Annotated in this window: 23 protein-coding genes; 3 read left to right on the plus strand and 20 right to left on the minus strand. The window is 25.2% G+C overall.

Going from position 1 to position 20,380, the window contains the following annotated elements; all coding sequences use genetic code 4:
* Positions 1 to 13 precede the first annotated feature (13 nt).
* The 4 genes from yihA to ACJA28_RS01365 are packed head-to-tail and all read right to left on the minus strand — an operon-like array spanning position 14 to position 4,636.
* Complete coding sequence (gene yihA, locus ACJA28_RS01350; RefSeq protein WP_027121707.1) at positions 14 to 562, minus strand: ribosome biogenesis GTP-binding protein YihA/YsxC; 549 nt, start codon at positions 560 to 562, stop codon at positions 14 to 16.
* Entirely contained in the window at positions 546 to 2,612 is a 2,067-nt protein-coding gene (locus ACJA28_RS01355) for a hypothetical protein (RefSeq protein WP_022935307.1), read from the minus strand. Before ACJA28_RS01355 ends, yihA begins: the two co-directional genes overlap by 17 nt.
* 38 nt (positions 2,613 to 2,650) lie before the next feature.
* Complete coding sequence (locus tag ACJA28_RS01360; RefSeq protein ID WP_022935308.1) at positions 2,651 to 3,196, minus strand: DUF2188 domain-containing protein; 546 nt, start codon at positions 3,194 to 3,196, stop codon at positions 2,651 to 2,653.
* Complete coding sequence (locus ACJA28_RS01365; protein WP_022935309.1) at positions 3,197 to 4,636, minus strand: FAD-dependent oxidoreductase; 1,440 nt, start codon at positions 4,634 to 4,636, stop codon at positions 3,197 to 3,199.
* 57 nt (positions 4,637 to 4,693) lie between these two features.
* Between ACJA28_RS01365 and ACJA28_RS01370 the strand changes: the two genes are divergently transcribed.
* On the plus strand, positions 4,694 to 5,368 hold the full coding sequence (locus ACJA28_RS01370) for a 16S rRNA (uracil(1498)-N(3))-methyltransferase (RefSeq protein WP_022935310.1): 675 nt from the start codon (positions 4,694 to 4,696) through the stop codon (positions 5,366 to 5,368).
* 1 nt (position 5,369) lies between these two features.
* Here the strand turns inward: ACJA28_RS01370 and ACJA28_RS01375 are convergent, their stop codons facing one another.
* The 3 genes from ACJA28_RS01375 to truB all read right to left on the minus strand — a co-directional run bounded on the left by ACJA28_RS01375 (position 5,370) and on the right by truB (position 9,054).
* Positions 5,370 to 7,280 (minus strand): hypothetical protein, encoded by a 1,911-nt coding sequence (locus ACJA28_RS01375; RefSeq protein ID WP_022935311.1) that lies wholly within the window; start codon positions 7,278 to 7,280, stop codon positions 5,370 to 5,372.
* A 68-nt stretch (positions 7,281 to 7,348) separates the two neighbouring features.
* Positions 7,349 to 8,164, minus strand: a complete 816-nt coding sequence (locus ACJA28_RS01380; protein WP_022935312.1) for a YcsE-related riboflavin metabolism phosphatase — start codon at positions 8,162 to 8,164, stop codon at positions 7,349 to 7,351.
* Between the two features lie 68 nt (positions 8,165 to 8,232).
* Positions 8,233 to 9,054: a tRNA pseudouridine(55) synthase TruB gene (truB, locus tag ACJA28_RS01385; protein ID WP_022935313.1), complete on the minus strand. Its 822-nt coding sequence runs from the start codon at positions 9,052 to 9,054 to the stop codon at positions 8,233 to 8,235.
* A gap of 119 nt (positions 9,055 to 9,173) precedes the next feature.
* Here truB and ACJA28_RS01390 point away from each other — a divergent pair, with 119 nt between their 5' ends.
* On the plus strand, positions 9,174 to 9,350 hold the full coding sequence (locus ACJA28_RS01390) for a hypothetical protein (RefSeq protein ID WP_022935314.1): 177 nt from the start codon (positions 9,174 to 9,176) through the stop codon (positions 9,348 to 9,350).
* Complete coding sequence (locus tag ACJA28_RS01395) at positions 9,350 to 10,096, plus strand: DNA-processing protein DprA (protein ID WP_022935315.1); 747 nt, start codon at positions 9,350 to 9,352, stop codon at positions 10,094 to 10,096. The genes ACJA28_RS01390 and ACJA28_RS01395 overlap by 1 nt, the downstream gene beginning before the upstream one ends.
* Before the next feature lie 57 nt (positions 10,097 to 10,153).
* Here ACJA28_RS01395 and ACJA28_RS01400 read toward each other — a convergent pair whose 3' ends face one another.
* The 13 genes from ACJA28_RS01400 to secY all read right to left on the minus strand — a co-directional run bounded on the left by ACJA28_RS01400 (position 10,154) and on the right by secY (position 20,308).
* A complete protein-coding gene (locus ACJA28_RS01400) occupies positions 10,154 to 10,603 on the minus strand; it encodes a low molecular weight protein-tyrosine-phosphatase (protein ID WP_022935316.1) in 450 nt (149 codons plus the stop codon).
* A gap of 13 nt (positions 10,604 to 10,616) precedes the next feature.
* Positions 10,617 to 11,513, minus strand: coding sequence for a phosphatidylglycerol lysyltransferase domain-containing protein (locus ACJA28_RS01405; protein ID WP_022935317.1), 897 nt, complete (start codon positions 11,511 to 11,513; stop codon positions 10,617 to 10,619).
* A 5-nt stretch (positions 11,514 to 11,518) separates the two neighbouring features.
* On the minus strand, positions 11,519 to 12,259 hold the full coding sequence (locus tag ACJA28_RS01410) for a YebC/PmpR family DNA-binding transcriptional regulator (RefSeq protein WP_022935318.1): 741 nt from the start codon (positions 12,257 to 12,259) through the stop codon (positions 11,519 to 11,521).
* A 52-nt stretch (positions 12,260 to 12,311) separates the two neighbouring features.
* Complete coding sequence (locus tag ACJA28_RS01415; RefSeq protein ID WP_022935319.1) at positions 12,312 to 14,717, minus strand: PTS transporter subunit IIABC; 2,406 nt, start codon at positions 14,715 to 14,717, stop codon at positions 12,312 to 12,314.
* 316 nt (positions 14,718 to 15,033) lie between these two features.
* On the minus strand, positions 15,034 to 15,396 hold the full coding sequence (rplQ, locus tag ACJA28_RS01420) for a 50S ribosomal protein L17 (RefSeq protein WP_022935320.1): 363 nt from the start codon (positions 15,394 to 15,396) through the stop codon (positions 15,034 to 15,036).
* Positions 15,396 to 16,403 carry a DNA-directed RNA polymerase subunit alpha gene (locus ACJA28_RS01425; RefSeq protein ID WP_022935321.1) on the minus strand — a complete coding sequence of 336 codons (1,008 nt, stop codon included), beginning with the start codon at positions 16,401 to 16,403 and terminating at the stop codon, positions 15,396 to 15,398. Before ACJA28_RS01425 ends, rplQ begins: the two co-directional genes overlap by 1 nt.
* Before the next feature lie 3 nt (positions 16,404 to 16,406).
* On the minus strand, positions 16,407 to 16,793 hold the full coding sequence (rpsK, locus tag ACJA28_RS01430; RefSeq protein WP_022935322.1) for a 30S ribosomal protein S11: 387 nt from the start codon (positions 16,791 to 16,793) through the stop codon (positions 16,407 to 16,409).
* A 17-nt stretch (positions 16,794 to 16,810) separates the two neighbouring features.
* Positions 16,811 to 17,176, minus strand: coding sequence for a 30S ribosomal protein S13 (gene rpsM / locus ACJA28_RS01435; protein WP_022935323.1), 366 nt, complete (start codon positions 17,174 to 17,176; stop codon positions 16,811 to 16,813).
* Positions 17,177 to 17,179: 3 nt separating this feature from the next.
* A complete protein-coding gene (gene rpmJ, locus ACJA28_RS01440; protein ID WP_022935324.1) occupies positions 17,180 to 17,293 on the minus strand; it encodes a 50S ribosomal protein L36 in 114 nt (37 codons plus the stop codon).
* Positions 17,294 to 17,311: 18 nt separating this feature from the next.
* Positions 17,312 to 17,527, minus strand: coding sequence for a translation initiation factor IF-1 (infA, locus tag ACJA28_RS01445; RefSeq protein ID WP_022935325.1), 216 nt, complete (start codon positions 17,525 to 17,527; stop codon positions 17,312 to 17,314).
* A gap of 17 nt (positions 17,528 to 17,544) precedes the next feature.
* Positions 17,545 to 18,285, minus strand: a complete 741-nt coding sequence (map, locus tag ACJA28_RS01450; protein WP_022935326.1) for a type I methionyl aminopeptidase — start codon at positions 18,283 to 18,285, stop codon at positions 17,545 to 17,547.
* A 1-nt stretch (position 18,286) separates the two neighbouring features.
* Positions 18,287 to 18,931 (minus strand): adenylate kinase, encoded by a 645-nt coding sequence (locus ACJA28_RS01455; protein WP_022935327.1) that lies wholly within the window; start codon positions 18,929 to 18,931, stop codon positions 18,287 to 18,289.
* A gap of 39 nt (positions 18,932 to 18,970) precedes the next feature.
* Positions 18,971 to 20,308, minus strand: coding sequence for a preprotein translocase subunit SecY (secY, locus tag ACJA28_RS01460; RefSeq protein ID WP_406602222.1), 1,338 nt, complete (start codon positions 20,306 to 20,308; stop codon positions 18,971 to 18,973).
* Between the last annotated feature and the right edge of the window lie 72 nt (positions 20,309 to 20,380).

The following is a 20,380-nucleotide window of genomic DNA, read 5'->3' on the forward strand; positions in this document are numbered from 1 at the left end:
CAATCCGTTTAAATTAAATATTATTAATAAAATCTCTAATTAATGAGATTTTTTTTTCATTACTAATAGCAGATTGAAAATATTTAATTTTTTTAAAATGCTCATTTTTTAGAATTTGAGAAATTTCTTTTTGTGTAGCTTTATCAGTTTTTGTAATAATTAAAATAATATTGTGTTTTAATGAAACTAAATAATCAATAATTTCTTGATCTTGTTTCATAATTCCTCGACGAGCATCTATTAAAACAAAAACAATATTTGGTTTAGCTTCGTTAAAATATTCATCAATCATTTTAAACATTTTTTTTTGTGCTGATAAAGAAATTTGAGCAAATCCATAGCCTGGTAAATCAACTATTATCTTTCCATTTTCATTTTCAAAATAATTTATCAATTGAGTTCTTCCTGGAGTTTTGGATGTTTTAGCTAATTTATTTTGTCTTGCTAAAGCATTAATCAACGAAGATTTACCAACATTAGATCTCCCTATAAAACATATTTCTTTTTTATTATGGATTAATCAATTAGATTTATCAGATGAAGACTTAATAAATTTCCACATTTTTTATTTTATTTCTTTCTTTTTGTAGCTTTTTATATGATACAAAACATTTTATTGATAAAACAATAATTACAGCAAAAGAAATGACAATCAAAGGAAATGTTCAAGCATCCAAATAGTTAAATGGATTATTAGATCCTAATTTATCTTTAAATGTAACAGCAAAAAGAGTTCCAAAAATTACTAAAAATCCAACACAAACTCCATAAATTATTGTTAATAACCAATAAGGCATTCCTTTTTTTTCGTTTCTTTGATTTACTTGAATTAAAATTGATCATACTGAATTTAAAACTCCATAAACCGCAACATAAATTATTGCTTTAGCTTCAAAAGTATTAATTTTTAAAAATAAAGAAGTTAAAACATTAGAAAAAGGATTATTAATTAATGCAGTAATGATGTTGCCATTACTTGAAACTAAAACATCGTTAAAATGGATAAAAGATCTAAGTAACAAAAATGAATCAGTAACAATACTTGAAGTTGAAGAGTATAATCATAAATAAACAAAATAGCTCATAATTGATTGAATACTATTTAAAAATTCTTTTGATGGTTGATTACCTGAAATAATTTCTTTAATACCTTCTAAAATGTTTGTTTTATATTTTAAGTCTAGAAAATTAATTAAAGTTTGTCCACTAATATTTTTTTGTCCAAATCAATCCATTAATTTTTGAACTTCTTTTAATGAATCTATAATTTCTTTAGCTGCTTGTGGATTTTGTTCTATTGTTTGATTAAGTCAATCTTTAACCATTTGAATATTTTTTATAGAATTAATTGCATCAATAATTGAATTACCTGTATTGGTTGGTAGTAATTTTGGAAAATCAGGAATATTTAAATCTTTAAATTTATTAAAATCAATTAAACGAAAATCTACAAATAAAACATCAGGTTGTCCTCAACCAACTATTTCAGGCATTTTCCCATCTTTAAAGGTATTAAAATCATTTTTTGTATATAGATAATTTAAAGGTTGAACTAAAAATATGCAAGAAATAGCTATAACAGTTGTTAAACCAAATGAAAGATAAATTAGTTTCATATCATTTTTTCATCGATGCTCTAAATAACAGTTACTTTCACTAAACAAACTATGTTTAGACAAATAGTGATATCTAATACCTTCGCCAATACCAATTCCAATAAAAGGAATAAAGTACATCATATTAAATCAAATAACTCTAGACATTTGATATGACAATGGAACAAAACCATTAATAGTATTCGGGATTGTAAATGAAAGACAAATAATTGCAATACCTTTAAAAACAGATAAAGAAATTGATGTTATTGATTCTTTAAAAATAATTCTAAAAATTAAAGCATCATTTTTAAAAACTATATACGATGTGAACAAATTAAATAAATACCATTTGTTAATATAAATTATATTGATAAAAAGTGAAAATAAAAGACCAATACTTAGTCCTAAACCTAACCCTAAACCTTTAAGGTTAGTCGCAATTCCAAAGATATAAGAAAAAAATGTACTTACAATAAAAAACGAAAAAATTAATAGTAAAGCTCTGTTTACATTATTTTTTCTAATTATAAAAATTAAAGAAATAAACAAAGGAAATAGCAAAGTAAAAGGAATCGTTACTCAAGTAAACTGCAATCCATAATTCAACATTGCTTGAGTATTTGGACGATTATTTGAAAAATACATATAGCAAAATGTTGATATAACATAAAATACTGATGAAATGATTCCTATCAAAAATGACATTCAAATTGCTGATGATGTTAAAACAAAACCATCATATTTTGTTTTAACATCTTTAATTTCTCGAAGTTTTGCAAAAATAATCATTGATATGGTAAATGCTATTTGCATAAATGCAAGCAAAAAGGGCATAACATGTCCTATGGCCATTACTGCTTGAGATCCGTCAGGTTTAATTAATGAAGCTAACAAACAATAAATAATAGGCAAACTACATGATAAAAAAGAAAATAAAATAAAAATCTTATTTTCTCTAAAAACATTTCATAAATATGATTTTCTCTTATTAAACAACGTAGTAATTGTTGCCATAATATCAAAAGTTTATTAAATAAATTTAAAAGTAAAAATTATTTTGAATTAAATTTCATTGTTTTTTCAATTGAGCCATCAAGTTTTCTAATGATACATGTTGATCCTTGATTTCCAGCTTTTTCTTTAACATATTCAATTGCTTCTTCTTTTGTTTCGCAAAGTTTTGTAATTTTATCAGCATTTTCTTTTTTTACTTCTCAACCTAGCTTTTTACCATTTTTATCTTTTCTTACTGAAACATAATAAATATTTCTTCCTTTTTTCTCTGCCATATCTTTTTTCTCCTTATCCTTACTTGTTTTTGTTTTTGATTGTGTAGATGTTTTTTTAACTTCAGTTGTTCTTGTTTTAGTTTCTCTTGATTTATCTTTTCCTTTTACTTCTACATCTAATGATGTATCAGTAATTTCTAATTTTTGTTTTTCAGATATACTTGAATTCAGATTTTCGTTTAAATCAGCTTGTAGTGTTAATGTTTCGTTTTGATTATAAATATCATATGAACTATCTGGACGTTTAACTTCTTTTGTATCTTGTTTTGCTTCTTTTCTTTTTTCTCTTCATTTTTTAAAAAAACTCATTTATTTTCTCCCTTCTTTAGTATTTGTAATTTTTTTGATTTTTTTGCTCAAACCTACAAATTCTAATTCATAATCAATAGCTGCATCTCTAATAAACTCAGACTTTGAATAGAACAAAAAACTTAAGTATGCTAGTTTATGAAATTTTATCTTATTATTAGCAGCTAAAATAAATATTGATAATAATTCCTTTACTTTATGCCCGTACAAAAAAACTCCTAAAATTTCATGCTTTTCATTTGTATAAACTTTTAACTTCGACTTATGAGCAAACAATTTTGAATTTAATTCATAATTAAAATCATAAATAAACTCATTAAATTTGATGTCATGATAATCAAGATCTTGCTTGTTCATTCCGTAAAAACAAATTTGAGGTTCAATATCAATAGAAAAACCAACATTATATAAATTAAATTTTGAAACTTTTTGTCCTGTTATAATTCTTGATAAAGAAACAGCTTGTAAATTAGCAAAATCCGGAATAAACCTAATACCATTTACATCACCAATTGCATAATAAGTCGGATTATTCTTTACTCTAAAATTACTATCAATAATGATTGAATTATTTGAATTTAATTTTAAATCATATTTTGTTTTTAAATTTCTTGTCTCACTAACTTTATTTCCAGTTACAAAAATCTTATCTACTTCAATATATTTTTCTTTTCCTTGAGTTGAATAAATAATTCTTATAGCTTTATCCGAAGATTTAATGTGATTAATAATTTTCGACTCTAAACATCAAATAATTTTGTCAGTCATAAAATCTGTTTTTAATATCGATTCAAGATCATCATCAAAATTATTAAATGGATTAACATTTTCATCAAAAATATAAACGTTTGAACCTAACAAAGCAAAAGCATAAGCCAACTCTAAAGCTTCAATGTTAGTCCCATAAATTGCAATATTTTCATAATATTCTTTGATGCGCGATATCTCATTTAAATTAAAATACATTTCTTTTTTTAAATTAGGATAATTTGTAGGTTCAACAAAATAAGAACCTGTTGCAAAAACAAGTTTTCTAAATCCATATTTTTTATCATTAATCGTTAATTCATATTCATCAATATTTTCAATATTTCCTTTAATAAATTTAAAAAATGAATTAGATATCAAAGGATTAATTAATTCTTGATTTTGTTCTTTACTAATATATTCAAGTCTTTGAGGAAAAGTGTTAATCATTATTCTAGGATCTTGATTTTTAGATTTTATTCTTTTAATTAATTTTGTGAAATTTTTTAAATCTAAAGATGTTTTAATTCCTAACTTATCTTTATCAATCACAAGAGTTTTTATTTCTTTTTTAATTAATTGTCTAGCTAATATTAGACCTGTTTGTCCACCACCTATAATTACAACATCAAATTTTTCTTCAATTTGTTGCTCATTTACTTTTTTATTAAAAATCTTATCTTTAAAAGTCATTAATTCTCACTTAATGTAATTTTGATATAAATTATAACAAAAGATTATAATAAATAAATGTATCGCTTTTTTGTTGAAAAAAGAAACAATAATAAGTTTGAACTAACAAAAGAAATTATTAATCATTTAAAAGCAATAAGATTAAAAAAAGACGAAAGATTCTATTGTATTTATGATCAAAAATATTTCATTTGTCGTTTAGATAATAATGAAGCCATTATTGAAGAAGAAACAAATATTAACAATGAAAATCCAAATGAAATAGTTTTATTTATAGCAATAATTAATATTAAAAGATTTGAATGATTGGTGCAAAAAGCAACTGAATTAGGTGTTAAAAAAATTTATCCTTTAATCACGAAAAATACTAATATAAAATACATTGACATTTTTAGAAAAAAAATAGATAGACTTAGAGAAATATCTAAGAATGCTTCTGAACAATCTTTTAGAAATATTCTAGTTGAAATAAATGAACCAATTTCATTCAATGAAGCAATGAAAATTGATTGTAAAAATAAATATATTGCTCATGAAAAAGAAAAAGATAGTTTAAAAAAAGATTATTTATTCGAAGGTCATTCTATTTTTTTTGTTGGACCTGAAGGTGGATTTGATGAATTAGAAATCAAACAAGCAGTTAATAATAATTTTAAAATTGTTTCTTTGGGTAAAAGAATTTTAAGATCTGAAACTGCAGCAATATTTTTGCTTTCAAGAATTAAAGAATAAATTAATTTGCAAAAGAAATATCTAATTGATCAATATCAATATCGCAAACATAATAAGTATTTCCATTTCAATCTAATGCAAATGGTTTTAGTTGTCTTCACAAATTATTTTCATGGAATTTTAAAATAGAGTTATATTCTCTATCTAAAATTAAACGCTCTAAAGGTATTTTTAAAGGAATAGGGTGAGCTCTTAATAATTCAAAATTTGTTTGGGCATGAACAAATTTTAAACGTTTTTGATGATTCATTAAAACCATTGAAAATGAAATATTGTCTACTCTATTTGTTTCTTTAAAATTTCCTATAAATCTCATCATTCCTTTTTTTAAAGATAATGATGCTAATAATACTTCAATTTCGTCTTTTGTTGATTGTGTTTTAAAAAATATTCTTGCATAAGCACTTATATTAGATTCGTTCTTTTTATATAATCTCTCATTAGAATAAACAAATAATTCTTTAAAAAATGACATATTAGATAATGTTTGTTTCAAAAATTGATCAAACTTATCTAAATGAATTAATGGAAAATGATTTAAATTAATTAATAACGATGAATATGATTCATAATTTCCATTAAATGTATTCTCTTCTGGTTTAAAATTAGAAGCAATATTTGTGATATTTTTTGAAGAGTATTCAAATTTTTGTCCTTTTTTAACTTGTTCTATTTCTCATTTTCCAGAATTATTTAAAATAAAATAACTTTTATCTTCAATTGAAAATGCTTGCTTTCCTGCTCTTTCTCTAATGGTCTTTGTTGATGCTATGAAAGGCTCCATTGAATTAGGTGAATAATAATCTATATTTCAGCCACCTTCACTATTTTGACCAAATTTATCTTTTGATATAACTCTTCCTGCAAAATCTGTACCAAAACTATTATTTCCAAATTTTATTTCTCATAATTTTACAGCTTGTCTTGACTCCTGAGCCATAATATTTTCTCTAGTTTGAATTTCTTGTTTTCTTTTTTCTATATCATCAAGTTTTTTGGCATTATTTTTTTGATCCATTCTTAACGACTTGATTTGCATTGTTTGTTCATCTAATTTTTTTGATAAATCGTTAATCATGGTTCTATTAAATGAATTTGTTAATGATGAATTTGAAAATTGATTAAATCCTGAAGATATGGTACTAGTTGTACCAAGTGTCTTAGCAACATTTTCCTCTATTTTAAAATTTTCAAGAGCAGAAGAATTAATTGCTTGAGTTCTAGCAATTTGATTTCTTAATTCATTTAATCTTTTGTTATTACGTTCAATTTCAATCTGCTGTGTTTGTTCTTTTTGCAATCTTAATTGATTTTCTAATAACTCAATTTCTTTTTTTTGTCTTAATTGTTCTTGTGCCAACATTTCTGAATTTCTTTTTCTTAGAAGCTCTTGTGATCTTTCTAATTCTAATTGTTGAGTTTGTTCATATGCTAATTGTCTTTGCAATTCTTCAATTTGATTTTGTTGTTGTCTTATTTGTTCTTCTCTATCATTTTCATAATTATTGAAAGAAAAAGCTTGAGTTTCATAAGAATTGTTTATATTGTTATATTGATTATTGTTGTTGGATTCATAGCTATTATTCTTAGGTTGCCCAGGAATAAATTCTTCATCGTATTCAACCAAATTAACATCTCATTCACCAAATTTATTTCTGGTCATATTAAACAATTTCCCATTTACTAAAAATTCCTCATCAGGATTATCAAGAATATTTCTTGGAAATTCGCTTTCTGTTTTAACGTTAACAATTAAATATTCATCATCTCCAAAAGAAATTAAATTTCAACCAAATGGAGAATTATAATTTTGGAAATCATTATAATGAATTTCTCTACCAGAAAAATCTTCACTAACTGTTATATCTAATCCTATTTGTTTTTCTCAAATTTCATCTTTAATTTCTCACATAGTTATTTTATTTTAGCAAAATTTATCGGAATAAATTCTAACAAAACACTTTTTTAAATTAAACAATTTTAAATTATTCCCATTTTCTCTAAAAAAAACTTTGTTCCATAATCCTCAACATCAATTGTTACATCGTCTGCAATTTTTTTAAGTTCTTCAGTTCCATTACTCATAGCTATTCCTAAACCAACTTCTTTTATCATTTCAATATCATTTTCTCCATCCCCAAAAGCAATTACTTCTTTTATGTCTATGTTTAAAAAATTACACAATTTTTTTAATGAACTAGCTTTTGTTATTCCTTTATTAGCAACAAAAAAACCTTTAGGTCAATATGCTTGTACATCAATAGATAAATTGTATTTTTCAAAATATTTTTTTGTTTGTAAATAAATTGGAGAATTCAATTTATGTTCAAGTGTTATTAAATGAAAATAATTTTTATCTAATTTTTCTTTAGCACTTTCATAAGAATTAAATTTATTTCTAAAAGCTTCTCAAAATCAATTTTTTTTATTTTCTTTATTTTCAAAAACAAAAACTTTATCACTATCAGAAAGTACTATATTATTAATTTCATCGATATTTTTCATTAAAACATTTTTGTTATATTCTTCAAATTCAGTAAAACTTATTGAAGAATTAAAGATATACTTATTATTTTTCAAGTCATAAATAAAAGAACCATTTGCTCCAATAAAATAATCAACATAAGAATTTTTATAAATATTTGCAATTGAAACAAAATCTCTTCCTGTTGCTAAAGTGATGATTATACCTTTTTCTTTTAACTTTTTAAACATTAAATTGATTTCATCAGATAATTCATTAGTAAGATGTTGAACCAATGTACCATCTATATCAAAAGCAATCATTTTATACATTTTGTTCTCCTTTAAATGCTTAAAAAATTTTAACAAATAAAATAAACGAATAAGATAAGTTTGCTACGTTAAGTCAAAAAATTTTGAATTTTTTTGCCAAATAAATTTGTTTTAATAACTTTATTATTTTGAATCTTGATAACTCCAATTATTTCATCGTTAAATGAAAGTAGATAATGTTCGTCTTTAGCTATATAACTTTTATTTAAACCGAAAAATCATCGCTTTAATTCGCTTTGTTCCGTAATTCTAATTAAAGGTAGTTGTATCATTGTTTTAATATTAATTTCACTATCTTCTTTTATTCCATTAACCATTGTTCTTTCTAAAAATGTCATATAAGCGCCTGTTGTTAGTTTTTTTCCTATATCATTAACAAGAGATCGAATATATGTTCCATTAGATACTTTAGTTTTAAATTTAATGATAGGGTAGTGGTAATAAATGTTATTTATTGAATATATTTCAACTTCATTTTCTTTTAAATTAAATTTAATATTTTTTCTTGCTAATTCATATGCTCTTTTACCATTAATTTTTTTAGAGCTAAAAGATGGTGGTATTTGTTTAATTTTTCCAACAAAAGAATTGATAACTTTATTTACTTCTTCTTCGCTAGGAATATAATCCGAAAAAAAACATATAGGACCTTCACTATCAAATGTTGCAGAATTAAATCCTAGTTTAAGTTCAACATTATATTCCTTGTCTTTGTTGGTTAGATAAGGAATTAGTTTTGTATCTTCGTTAGTAGCAATCAATAATAAACCTTGAGCTAAGGGGTCTAACGTTCCTGTATGACCAATTTTTTGAATATTGTTTTTTCTTTTAAACTCATCAATAACTTGAAATGATGATTTACCCATTTCTTTATAAATTAATCTAAACATGATTTTGAATTATAATTCAATTTATAAGAAAAAAGACATCATTCTAAGTTTCGCATTTGTGGTATAATTCAAACGGTAAATATTGTTTTAATGTTAGCATTCCTTAAGAAAGGAATGATATGAGAAAAATTAATAATAAAATACAAATAAATAATTTAGAAGAAATAGAAACAGATCAATTGATTTGAGAAATAGAAAATTCAAAAGATTTTTTTGTTTATGAATTAAATGATAGTCAAGAAAATGCTGAAATCTTAGTGAAAATAATTATGAATTCAGATAATTCGTTTAATTAATGGACTTAATTTTAATTTATTTTGCTATTAAATATAAAGGTTATTTTCATGAAATATATCAAGCCATTAAAAATAAAGAATATGTTTCAATCGAAGATTTAGAAAAAGTTAAAACAAAAATAGACAATCAAGAAATTCAAGCAATTACTATAATTGATGACGATTATCCTGAATCTTTAAAATTAATTAACAATCCACCATTTGTTTTATTTTATAAAGGAAATAAAAAATTATTGAAAGAAGACATTCTTTTATTAACAGGTGATTTTTTAAATGAAAAAATTAGTAAATTTTTATATGAATCAATGAATGAAATTTCTAAAAATCATACTTTGATTTCTAATTTTTCTAAAGGATTGGACGAAGAAATAGTTGATTATTTTATAGAACAAAATAAAAAAATAATATTAATTTCTGCAAATGGACTTCAAGATCCTTATTTTGCCAAAAAATTAGATTTTTTAAATATAAACAAAAATATTTTAATTCTTAGCGAATATCCCGAGGGAGTGAATCTTAACAAAAAAAGACTAATTCAAAGAAATCGCATTAGTATGGGATTATCAAAAGCGTTAATAATTGCTTCTTCAAATAAGCAAAGTAAAGTTCTATCTCTAGTTTCATTTGCATTAGAACAAGGAAAAGATGTTTTTTGTTTTCCGGGACTACAAGATGATAACGACGGAAATAATCTATTGATTCAAGACGGAGCAACAATGATCACATCAATTAAAAATAGAATTTAATTTTTATTATCTAAAATCATTATATTCAACAAATGAGGTCAAAACCTCATTTTTTTATTAATCATTTAGTTTTAATCACATAAAAAAATTATTAATTGAATTTAATAATATTTCATAAGTTTCTTCAAAATTTTTTGAATATCAAGGATCAGGAACTTCGTTGTAATTTAGTGAACAAAAATCTGTTATTTTTAAAATTTTTTTATTTTGACCAAATTTATTTACAACATCTTCGTAATTCAAATTGTCCATCACCAAAATATAATTTGCACTATCAAAGATTTCTTTATTTATAACTTTAGCTCTAAAACCAAAACGCGGAATATCATATCTATCTAAAATAACTTTAGTTTCATGATGCATTTGTTGTCCTTCATGATAATTGGCTGTTCCACAACTTGAAATTTCTAAATTTTTAATTTTTCTTCTCTTTGTATAATATTTTGCAATAAATTCAGCCATAGGTGATCGACATATATTTCCTAAACAAACAAAAACAATTTTCATATTTTCCTCTTTATTATCATTTTACCTTTTTGATACAAAATCTTTTAACCTCTTCTATTGGATGATATGAATGTTTTGATTTTGCTATCATTGGATTTCCTAAATCGTCTTCACGATCAATTAATTCACATTTTATATCATGAAAAAGTAAGTTGTTTTTAAGGATAAATTGATACAAACCACGAATATCTTTTTCTGCTTTTTCAATAATAATTTCATAAATATTTTTATTTATAAAACCAAAAGTATATCCTACTATTTTTTTATCAATATAAAAAACTGTTCCATTAAATCTTTTATCTTTTTTATACTGATTAAATAAGAATTCTTTATAAATTTGAATTTCATTTTTTCTTGTTTCATTACTATATTTATTGTTTAAATATATTGTAAATTCAATAATGTCGTTAAAATTAGCTTCTTTTAAATTTTGAACATCGACATTATAATTTTGTTTTAAAAAAGCATTTAAATGATTTCTTTTTTTAACCATTTTTTTACCACTAAATGTTTTAAATGATTCTAAATTATAAATATAGTTAGAAATATAATTTGATTGAATTAATTGATAATTTTCTAATTTTCAGTCTTTGATTGATTGAAATGAAAAATCAATTATTTCAATATCATTATCATTATTTAGAATGTTTAAATCATTTTTGATAACTTTAATAGTTTCTTCTAAATTAAATCCTTCCATATAAAAACTATTAAATAATTTTCAATTTTTAAATTCTTTGATTTTTATGTAAAAAATAACAACCTGATCTAGTTTATGAAACTTAAATTTAGATCCATAATATTGTCATTGAATTAATTGAATAGTTGAAAAATAATCAAAATTAAAGTTGTTATTTTTTAAATAATCATTCAATTCTAAATAATTATTTCAATGCAAATCTTCAATCATATTTTTTATTCTAATATAGATAGATCTACATTGTGATAAATTTCTTGAACATCATCATTATCTTCGAATCTTTCAAGAATAGCAATAAACTGTTTTGCATCATCTTCATTTAATTTTATTTTATCTGAAGATATAAAAGTAACTTCAGCAGTTTCAAACTCACTAAAACCAGAAGTTTCAATCTTTGTTTTTACTAAATCAAAATTTGATGGACTAGTATATATAGAAATATAATTTTCATCTATTTCATAATCCTCGGCTCCTGAATCCATAACAATCATCTCTAATTCTTCTTGTTTTCCTTCAGGAATTTGCAATTCTAAAATACCTTTTCTTTCAAAATTAAAAGGTATAGTTCCTTGTTTGCCAATAGTTCCATTTGCTTTTTTAAAAAGATGTTGAATATCCGAAGAAACTCTATTGTAATTATCAGAGAGACAAATTACTAATAAAATTATTCCGCCTTTTAAATTACCTGAATAAATAATTTCTTTAAAATTATCACTTGAATTTTTTCCTGTTCCAGAACCCTTTGCAATAGCGTTTTCTATATTTGCTTTAGGCATTGATTTTGCCTTTGCTTTTGAAACTGCTAATCTCAAAGCTGCATTAGAACTTAAATCAGGTCCACCTTTTGCTGCTGCAACCATAATTTCTTTTGCAAATTTGGCAAACAATTTTGCTCTCGCTGCATCTTGCGCACCTTTTCTATGTTTAATATTTGCTCACTTTGAATGTCCAGCCATAACAAAACTCCATACTACAATAAAAGCATTTTTTATTATAGTTTATTTTTTGTTATTTTTTTATTCTAATATTTTTCGGTTGAATTTTTGAATCTGTTGTTACAACACAAATAACATCCGAATTCAAATTATGTTCTTTCAAAATATTTAGATCTACTTTTGCTAATAAATCGCCTTTTTTAACTTTTTGCCCTTGTTCAACAAAAGACTCAAATCCTTCACCATTTAAACTTACAGTATCAATACCAATATGAACTAAAATTGATAGACCATCATTAGTTTCAATGCCATAAGCGTGTTTTGTTGGAAACACAGTGACTAATTTCCCGTCAATAGGAGAGTAAACATTACCATCTGTTTGCTCAATAGCAAAACCAACTCCCAATAATTTTGCAGAAAATACACCATCATTAAGACTTTCTAGAGATTTAACTTTTCCATTTGTCGGAGTTTTAATTACAATTTCATCAACAATATTAGACTCTAATTTTGTATCTGTTTTAATTTGGTTTTGTTGATTAGACAATCTTTCTTCTTTTTTATCTGAATAAAAATCAGGATTTTTATCTATTTCATTAATAGCATTATCAATTTTGATTCTTAATTGATCTGCAATAGGTCCAAAAATTACTTGTAAGTGTGTTTCAGAATTTTTTCTAACACCAAATGCTCCAGCAGTTTTTAATTTTTCTTCATTAACAAGATTCATATTTTTGACATCAAATCTTAATCTAGTTGCGCAATTTGCTGTTTTAGTAATATTTTCTCTTCCACCAAAACCATCAATTATTTCAAGAATTTGAGATTCAATTCCAAAAGTATTATTTTCATTATTAGATTTTGCTTGCTGATAATCTTTTTTAGTAAATAATTTTGTATTTCCGCCTCTACCTGGGGTTGGTAAATCTGCTTTTTTAATTCAAAAATAAAATCCAAAGAAATATATCGGAATATAAGCCATACCAACTACAATTGTTCATCAGAAGTTTGTTCCTTTTAGTATTGGAATCATTCCATAAACAATTAAATCTAAGAAACCACCAGAGAAAGCCATACCAATATGTACTGAAAGAATATTAGCCATTAAAAATGATACTGCACAAAAGAAGGCATGAAATCCAAAGAACAAAATAGGTGCTAAGAATAAGAATGTAAATTCTAATGGTTCGGTAACTCCTGTTACAAAACAAGTAAGTGCAGCAGGGAAAATAGTACCTAAAGCAACTTTTCTATTTTCTTTTGGAGCAGCTAAAACCATAGCAAGACCAGCAAATGGAAGCCCTCATTGCATAAATGAGAATTTTCCATCCAAGAATCTACCTAATTTAAGACCTAATTCATCTTGAATAAACATAAATAATGATTTTGAACCTTTTTGTCCATTTATTTCATAATGAACAGTATTAGTATTAACTCCAATTAAAGCTAATGTAGTTGATGAATCACCATTAACAGAACCTGGTTTAAATGACGAAGAAATTTGATCTCATGAAATATATTCATTAGGATTAGAAATTACTACTTCTCCTTTTAATTGATGAATAATTGAAGCAAAATCACTAGCTAAAATTTTATTGCCATCTTGTTTCAATCAATTCTGTAATTCAACTGAAACATCCCCCCCCGCTGATGTATATCACAATGGTGAGTAAAATACATGATGTAAACCAAATGGAACTAATGATCTTTCAATAAATCCAAAAATAAATGAATCAAATCCATATGGTATTTTTCCTGAATTTTTTCCTATTCAGTTAAAAATATATCCAATATAAGGTCAAAACAGTAAAAAAGTAAATACTAAAGGAATCATTAATATAACAACTGCTAGAGCAACGAATCTTTTACCGCCAAAGAAAGAAATGACTTGAGGTAATTGAATTGTATGGAATCTATTATAGGCTCATTGAACAACAAACCCAACTATAATCCCCCCAAACACAGAAGTTTGCATTACACTAAACCCTAATGAAGAGCCTATTAATGCCTTTAAGTCTGATGGAGTTCTTCATCCACCTGAAAATAATATTTTATATCCTACAATATCTTTATTTGAATCATAAACAGGATTAATAAAAACTGACTGGAGTGCACTAAATATTAAATAACCTATAATTGCATTAAAAACTGCAACTCCAGCTTCTTCCGTAAAAGAAACAGCAATTGCAGCAGCAAATAATAATGGAAGCGCTCCAAATAATGGATCACCTAATTGTTTAATAAAATTCCCAAAAGTTTCCCCAGCAGAACCACTAGGTGAATTACTTGCAATAGTTGCTCCTACTCCTAAAAATAATCCTGCTATTGCTAATACTGAAATTGGTAATAAAAAAGCTCCTGAAAGTTTTGATAAGAAAGCTTTCATCCCACCACCAGTTTTAGTACTTACTTTTTTATTCTTTCTCAAAAAAATGTTTTTAATTGGATTATCACTTTTTTTTGTAATTTTTTCACTCATAGTAATACAACCTCAAATAAATCAACTATTTCAATATCTTGCTCACCAAAAAAAATAAGCAACAAAATTGAGTAAACACATTAAAAAATAATTTTTCTAAAATAATAAAAGAAAAATCTAGCTAAAAAGAAACACTAAAAATTCTTTTATTAAAGAAATTTTACTACATATTAGAAGTTATTTTTTCTTAATTTCAAAAAATATGTTAAGTTACTCAAACAAATATTTTTCTCATTCATCAAAATCTTGTAATTGAAATTTAATTAAAAAAACATTGGTAGAACCAATGTTTAATATAAATTTTTATTAAAAAAAATTAAACTAATTCTAAAATCGCCATTCTAGTCGAATCACCTTGACGCGCAGGCAATTTAATAATTCTTGTATAACCACCTTTGCGATCTTTGTATTTTGGAGCTATAGTATCAAATAAATATTTATCAACTGGAACATTATCTTTAGTGCTTACAGGTCTTAAAAAAGCTACTGCTTCTCTTCTAGCAGACAATGTGCCTTTTTTACCTTTTGTAATCATTTTTTCAACAAATCTTCTCACTTCTTTTGCTCTAGTTTCAGTAGTTGTAATTCTTCCGTGCAAAATAACATCTGTTGTTAAAGAACGAATAACACCTCTTTTTCAAGAAGTATTTCTGCGAAATAGTTGATGTGGATTAGCCATTACTCACTATCTCCTTTTTCAATTTCAATTCCAATTGATTTTAAAGCATCAATAATCTCATTAATTGATTTTTCACCAATTGAATTAATATTTTTTAAATCTGAATACGATAACTCTTTTAACTCACTAACTTTAGTAATATTTGCTCTTTTCAAACCGTTTGTTGAACGAACTGTCAAATCTAAATCTTCAATTGTCATCGAAGAAAATTTATCTTCTGTTTTTTTAGTAATATCTGAAATAAACATCGAATCTATTTCTTCTTGATTTAAATCAATATTTCCAATTATATTTAAATGTGCTGTTAAAACTTTTGCTGCTTGTGCTAAAGCATCTTTTGCTTCAATAGTTCCATTAGTTTCAACTTCTAATTCAAGTTTTTCTTGTACATAATGAGAAGAGGAATTTAGTTCTTCTACATAATACATAATTCTTCTAATTGGTGAAAAATTTGAATCAAATACTAATAACTCCCCTTTTAATTTAGAGTCAATATCTGCACGATGATCGGCAACAAATAATTTATTCTTTTCCTCACTAGCATATCCATAATCAGCTCTAATAAATAAATCAAATTCTAAAGCTTTCTTAGATGATAAAGTTGCAATTGGAGTATTTAAATCACCAACAATTTCCACGCCCATTGGTAATTCTAAATCTTTATATGTTACAACTCCTTCATTTGAAGATTTAAATGAAACTTTTAAAACTGAATTATCTCCAAAAACAGCTTCATTATACTTAAATGGAATTTTACATAATCTAGCAATTAATGTTAAAACATCAACATCTGTATTGACAATTGATTTATATTGATGAGTAATATCTGCTATTTTAATAGCAAATGGAGCAACACCATAAATTGATGATAGCAACACTCGTCTTAAAGAGTTCCCTAATGTATTAGCCATACCTCTTTCTAATGGTTGGATTATAAATCAATTGTTGAATTCATCAATTTTTTTATATTTAATTTCGTTATACTTTAATTTTGCAAATTTTGCCATTATTTATCTCCTTTTTTGTCTTTTTAAAACTCTTTTTGGTGGTCTTGTTCCGTTGTGAGGAATAGGAGTTACATCTTCAACTGATTTAATTGAAATTCCTGAAACTTCAATTTGTTTTTTAGCCGATTCTTTACCAGGACCGATCCCTTTTAACTTAACATCTACTTCTTTTAATCCTGATTTTTTAGCTTCCTCTGCTGCTGCTGCTGCTGCAAGTCCGGCTGCATATGGAGTTTTTTTCTTAGTTCCTTTATAACCAATTGCTCCTGAAGATGATCATGCAAACACATTCCCATTTAAATCAGTAAAAGTAACGATTGTGTTTTGATGTGTTGAATGAATATGAGCAATTCCAGAAGTAATGATTCTTTTTTTACCTTTTTTAGCCATATAATCTTACTTCCTTTCTATTTTTTCTTACCAGCTATTGCAACTCTAGGACCTTTTCTTGTTCTTGCATTTGATTTTGTTGATTGTCCTCTAACTGGTAATCCTTTTCTATGTCTAATACCACGATAATTTTTAATTTCCATTAAACGTTTAATATTAATTCCAATTTCTCTTCTTAAATCACCATCTGTTGTATATTTAGCAGCTTCTTTTCTTATTGCTAATAATTGTTCTTCTGTTAAATCAGCTACTTTAATATTCTCATCTACGTTAGCGTCTTTTAAAATTTTTGAAGATAAACTTTTGCCTATTCCATAAATGTATGTCAAAGATATAACGACACGTTTATTATTTGGAATTTCAATATTTAAAACCCTAGCCATATTTTATCCTTGTCTTTGTTTGTGCTTTGGATTAATACATATAGCACGAACAACTCCTTTTCTTTTTATTATTTTACAATCTTTACACATCACTTTAACTGATGCTCTGACTTTCATAAAAACCTCCTTTAATTTTTATTTATGTCTAAAAACTATACGACCTTGTGATAAATCATAAGGAGAAATTTCAACATCAACAGTATCTCCAGGCAAGATTCTAATTGAATGTAAATTAATTTTTCCACTTACAGTAGCTTTAATTGTCATTTTATTCTCTAATTCAACTTGATATTCTCTAGTTGAAAATGATTTAGTGACTTTTCCTACCATTTTGATTGCATCTTTTGCCATTAATTTTGTTGTATGTTCTATGTAAGAACTATTCCTTTCCCATTTTTTATTAAAATTGTGTGTTCATAATGAGATGATTTTTTATTTGATTTTGCAACTACAGTTCAACCATCTTTTAAAATTTTAATTTTATTAGATCCTTGTAGAATCATAGGTTCAATACAAATTACCATACCATCTTTTAAAATAGGTCCTGTTCCTTTTCTTCCCTCATTAAAAACATATGGTTCTTCATGTAAATATTTTCCAATTCCATGACCAGAAAACTCTTTTGGTGTAAATAACTTCTGTTCGTTTATGTATTTTCCAATTTCGTAAGAAATATCACCAATTGTTGCGCCAGGTTTTATTGCATTTAAACCTTTTAAAAATGCTGTTTGAGCAACTTCAATTAACCAATCATTTTCTTTTGTAGAATTGCCTACAGACATTGTAAAAGCACTATCAGAATAATATCCTTCATAAACAACTCCCATATCCAGAGACAATAAATCTCCATCTTTTAGAATTCTTTCTGAAGGGATTCCATGAATCAATTCTTCATTAACAGAAGCACATATTGTTCCACTAAAACCTTGATATCCAAGGAAAGCTGGTTTTGCTCCTAACTTTATTGTTTCATTATAAGCAATTGAATCTAAATCTTTTAATGAAACACCTGGTCTTACAGCATCTCTAACTATTTTTTTAACACTAGCCAGGATTTTACATGATTTAGTAATTAATTCAATTTCTTTTTGAGATTTTATGCTAATCATTTTAATCAATAATTATATCTAAAATGTCTTTTATTATTAAATCAATATTTCTGTTTGAATCAATAGTAAATAATTTATTTTTATCTTTGTAAAAATCAATTAAAGGTTTTGTTTGATTTTCATAAACATCTAAACGTTTTTTAACAGCTTCAGGTTGATCATCTGCTCTCTGAATCAGTTGTGTTTCATCTATTTCACAGTAAGGATGTTTTTTCGATCTAAATGAAGAAAGATTATATGTTCTTTTGCATTTAGGACAAAAAAATCTTTCACTTAATCTTTTAATCACAACATCAGCATCAATACTTAGATAAATAACAACGTAATTATTAAAATTTAAGCCATCTAAAAATTGCGCTTGATGAATTGTCCTTGGAAAGCCATCTAAAATGAATTTTTTATTTTCTTTTTCAAGAGCAAAAATTTTATTTTTAACAATCTCATTGGTAATATTATCAGGAACATACGAACCAGATTCAACAATTTTTTGTATTTCAATTCCCAATTTAGTTTTATTTTTAATTTCTTCTCGAAAAATATCTCCTGTTGAAATTTGAACAATGTTTGTTTTTTTTTCTAAATTAGCAGAAACTGTTCCTTTGCCACTTCCTGGCATTCCGAGAAAAATAATATTTTTATTTACCATACCAACCCTTTCATTTTGATACTACCAATATTAAAATTTTTACCATAATACTGACCCGCTATTTTCTTGATTTTTATTACTTGGCTCAAAATCTTTATTACTAATTTGATCTTTTTTTGATGCTTTTAAAATATTTTGTGCTTTCTTTCTTGCTTCAATTTGTTGAATTGTTTCAATTGAAACAGTTGTAATAATCATAATTGAAGTACCACTAATAATAACTGATTGGAAATTAGTTTTACCAAAATGATCTAGTAGAATATAAGTAACATATTGTGATGAACCTAAAATAGTTAAGTAAATCGCTGAAAAAACTGCTAATCTTAAAACAATAGCTATTAAATAATCTTCAGTTTGTTCGCCAGGTCTTATTCCAGGAATAAATGTTGAAGCTTTGTTAAAATCCTCGACAATTTTATCAATTTTTGATTGCTGTAGTGATAGAAAAATAGTTATACCAAATGTTGCAGAAGCAAAAATAGTCAAACCTAATGGATTAGTTAATGCGAAGTATTTAATCATCCATCTAGTTCCAGATGAAGGAGAAACTTCATGAATTAAATTGACAATCAACATAGGAAAAGTAATTAACATTGAAGCAAAAATAATCGGCATAATCCCAGCAGGATTTAATTTAATAGGTAAGTAAGATAAATCTTTAACATTTTTTGAACGTCCTACACCTGTTTGTTGAATTGGAATTTTTCTTTCTGCTTGATAAATAAATGAAATAATAAATACCATAGCTATAAACAATAAAATGAAAGCAAAAAAATAAATTAATCCTCTAAATAATTCTGCACCTATTTTAGATTCTACTCAAAGAGATCAACCACTTGAAAATAATGAAGGCAATGAAATTATTGATCCTGCAAGAATTAACATACTTGAACCATTACCAACACCTTTATTAGTAATTAATTCCGAAATAAACATTGAAAAAAATGTTCCAGCAACTAAAATAAAAGGTAAAACTATTCAGACAAAAACAGTATTATTAAACTTATCATCAATTGATATTTTAATATAAGAAGTATTTGAAGAATCTTTTAACAATGATTGAATAATTACAATCCCTTGAATTATTGCAAAAACAAATGTTAAGCTGTAAGTAATATAGTTAATTTTTATTCTTCCAGCCGGTCCTGATTGATATAAACGATGAATTGGCGGAAATAATTTTGTTTGAGCAAATGTCATAATTAATGAAGCTGTAATAAATGGACTTATTCCTAAAGAGACAAGCGAAAATTGTCTTAACCCTCCGCCACCTATTGTATTTAAAATTCCAAAAAAAGAATTAGAATTTGCTCCCGACTCATTAGTAACACTAATCCCTGGTAAAGTAATTGTACCTATAATGACAAATATTGCCATTAGCATTAATGTAAATAAAATTCTTTTTAATAAATCTCTTTCTTTTAATTTTTTGATAATATTACGATCAAA

Source organism: Mesomycoplasma moatsii, assembly GCF_045276915.1.
Taxonomy (GTDB): Bacteria; Bacillota_I; Bacilli_A; order Mycoplasmatales; family Metamycoplasmataceae; genus UBA710.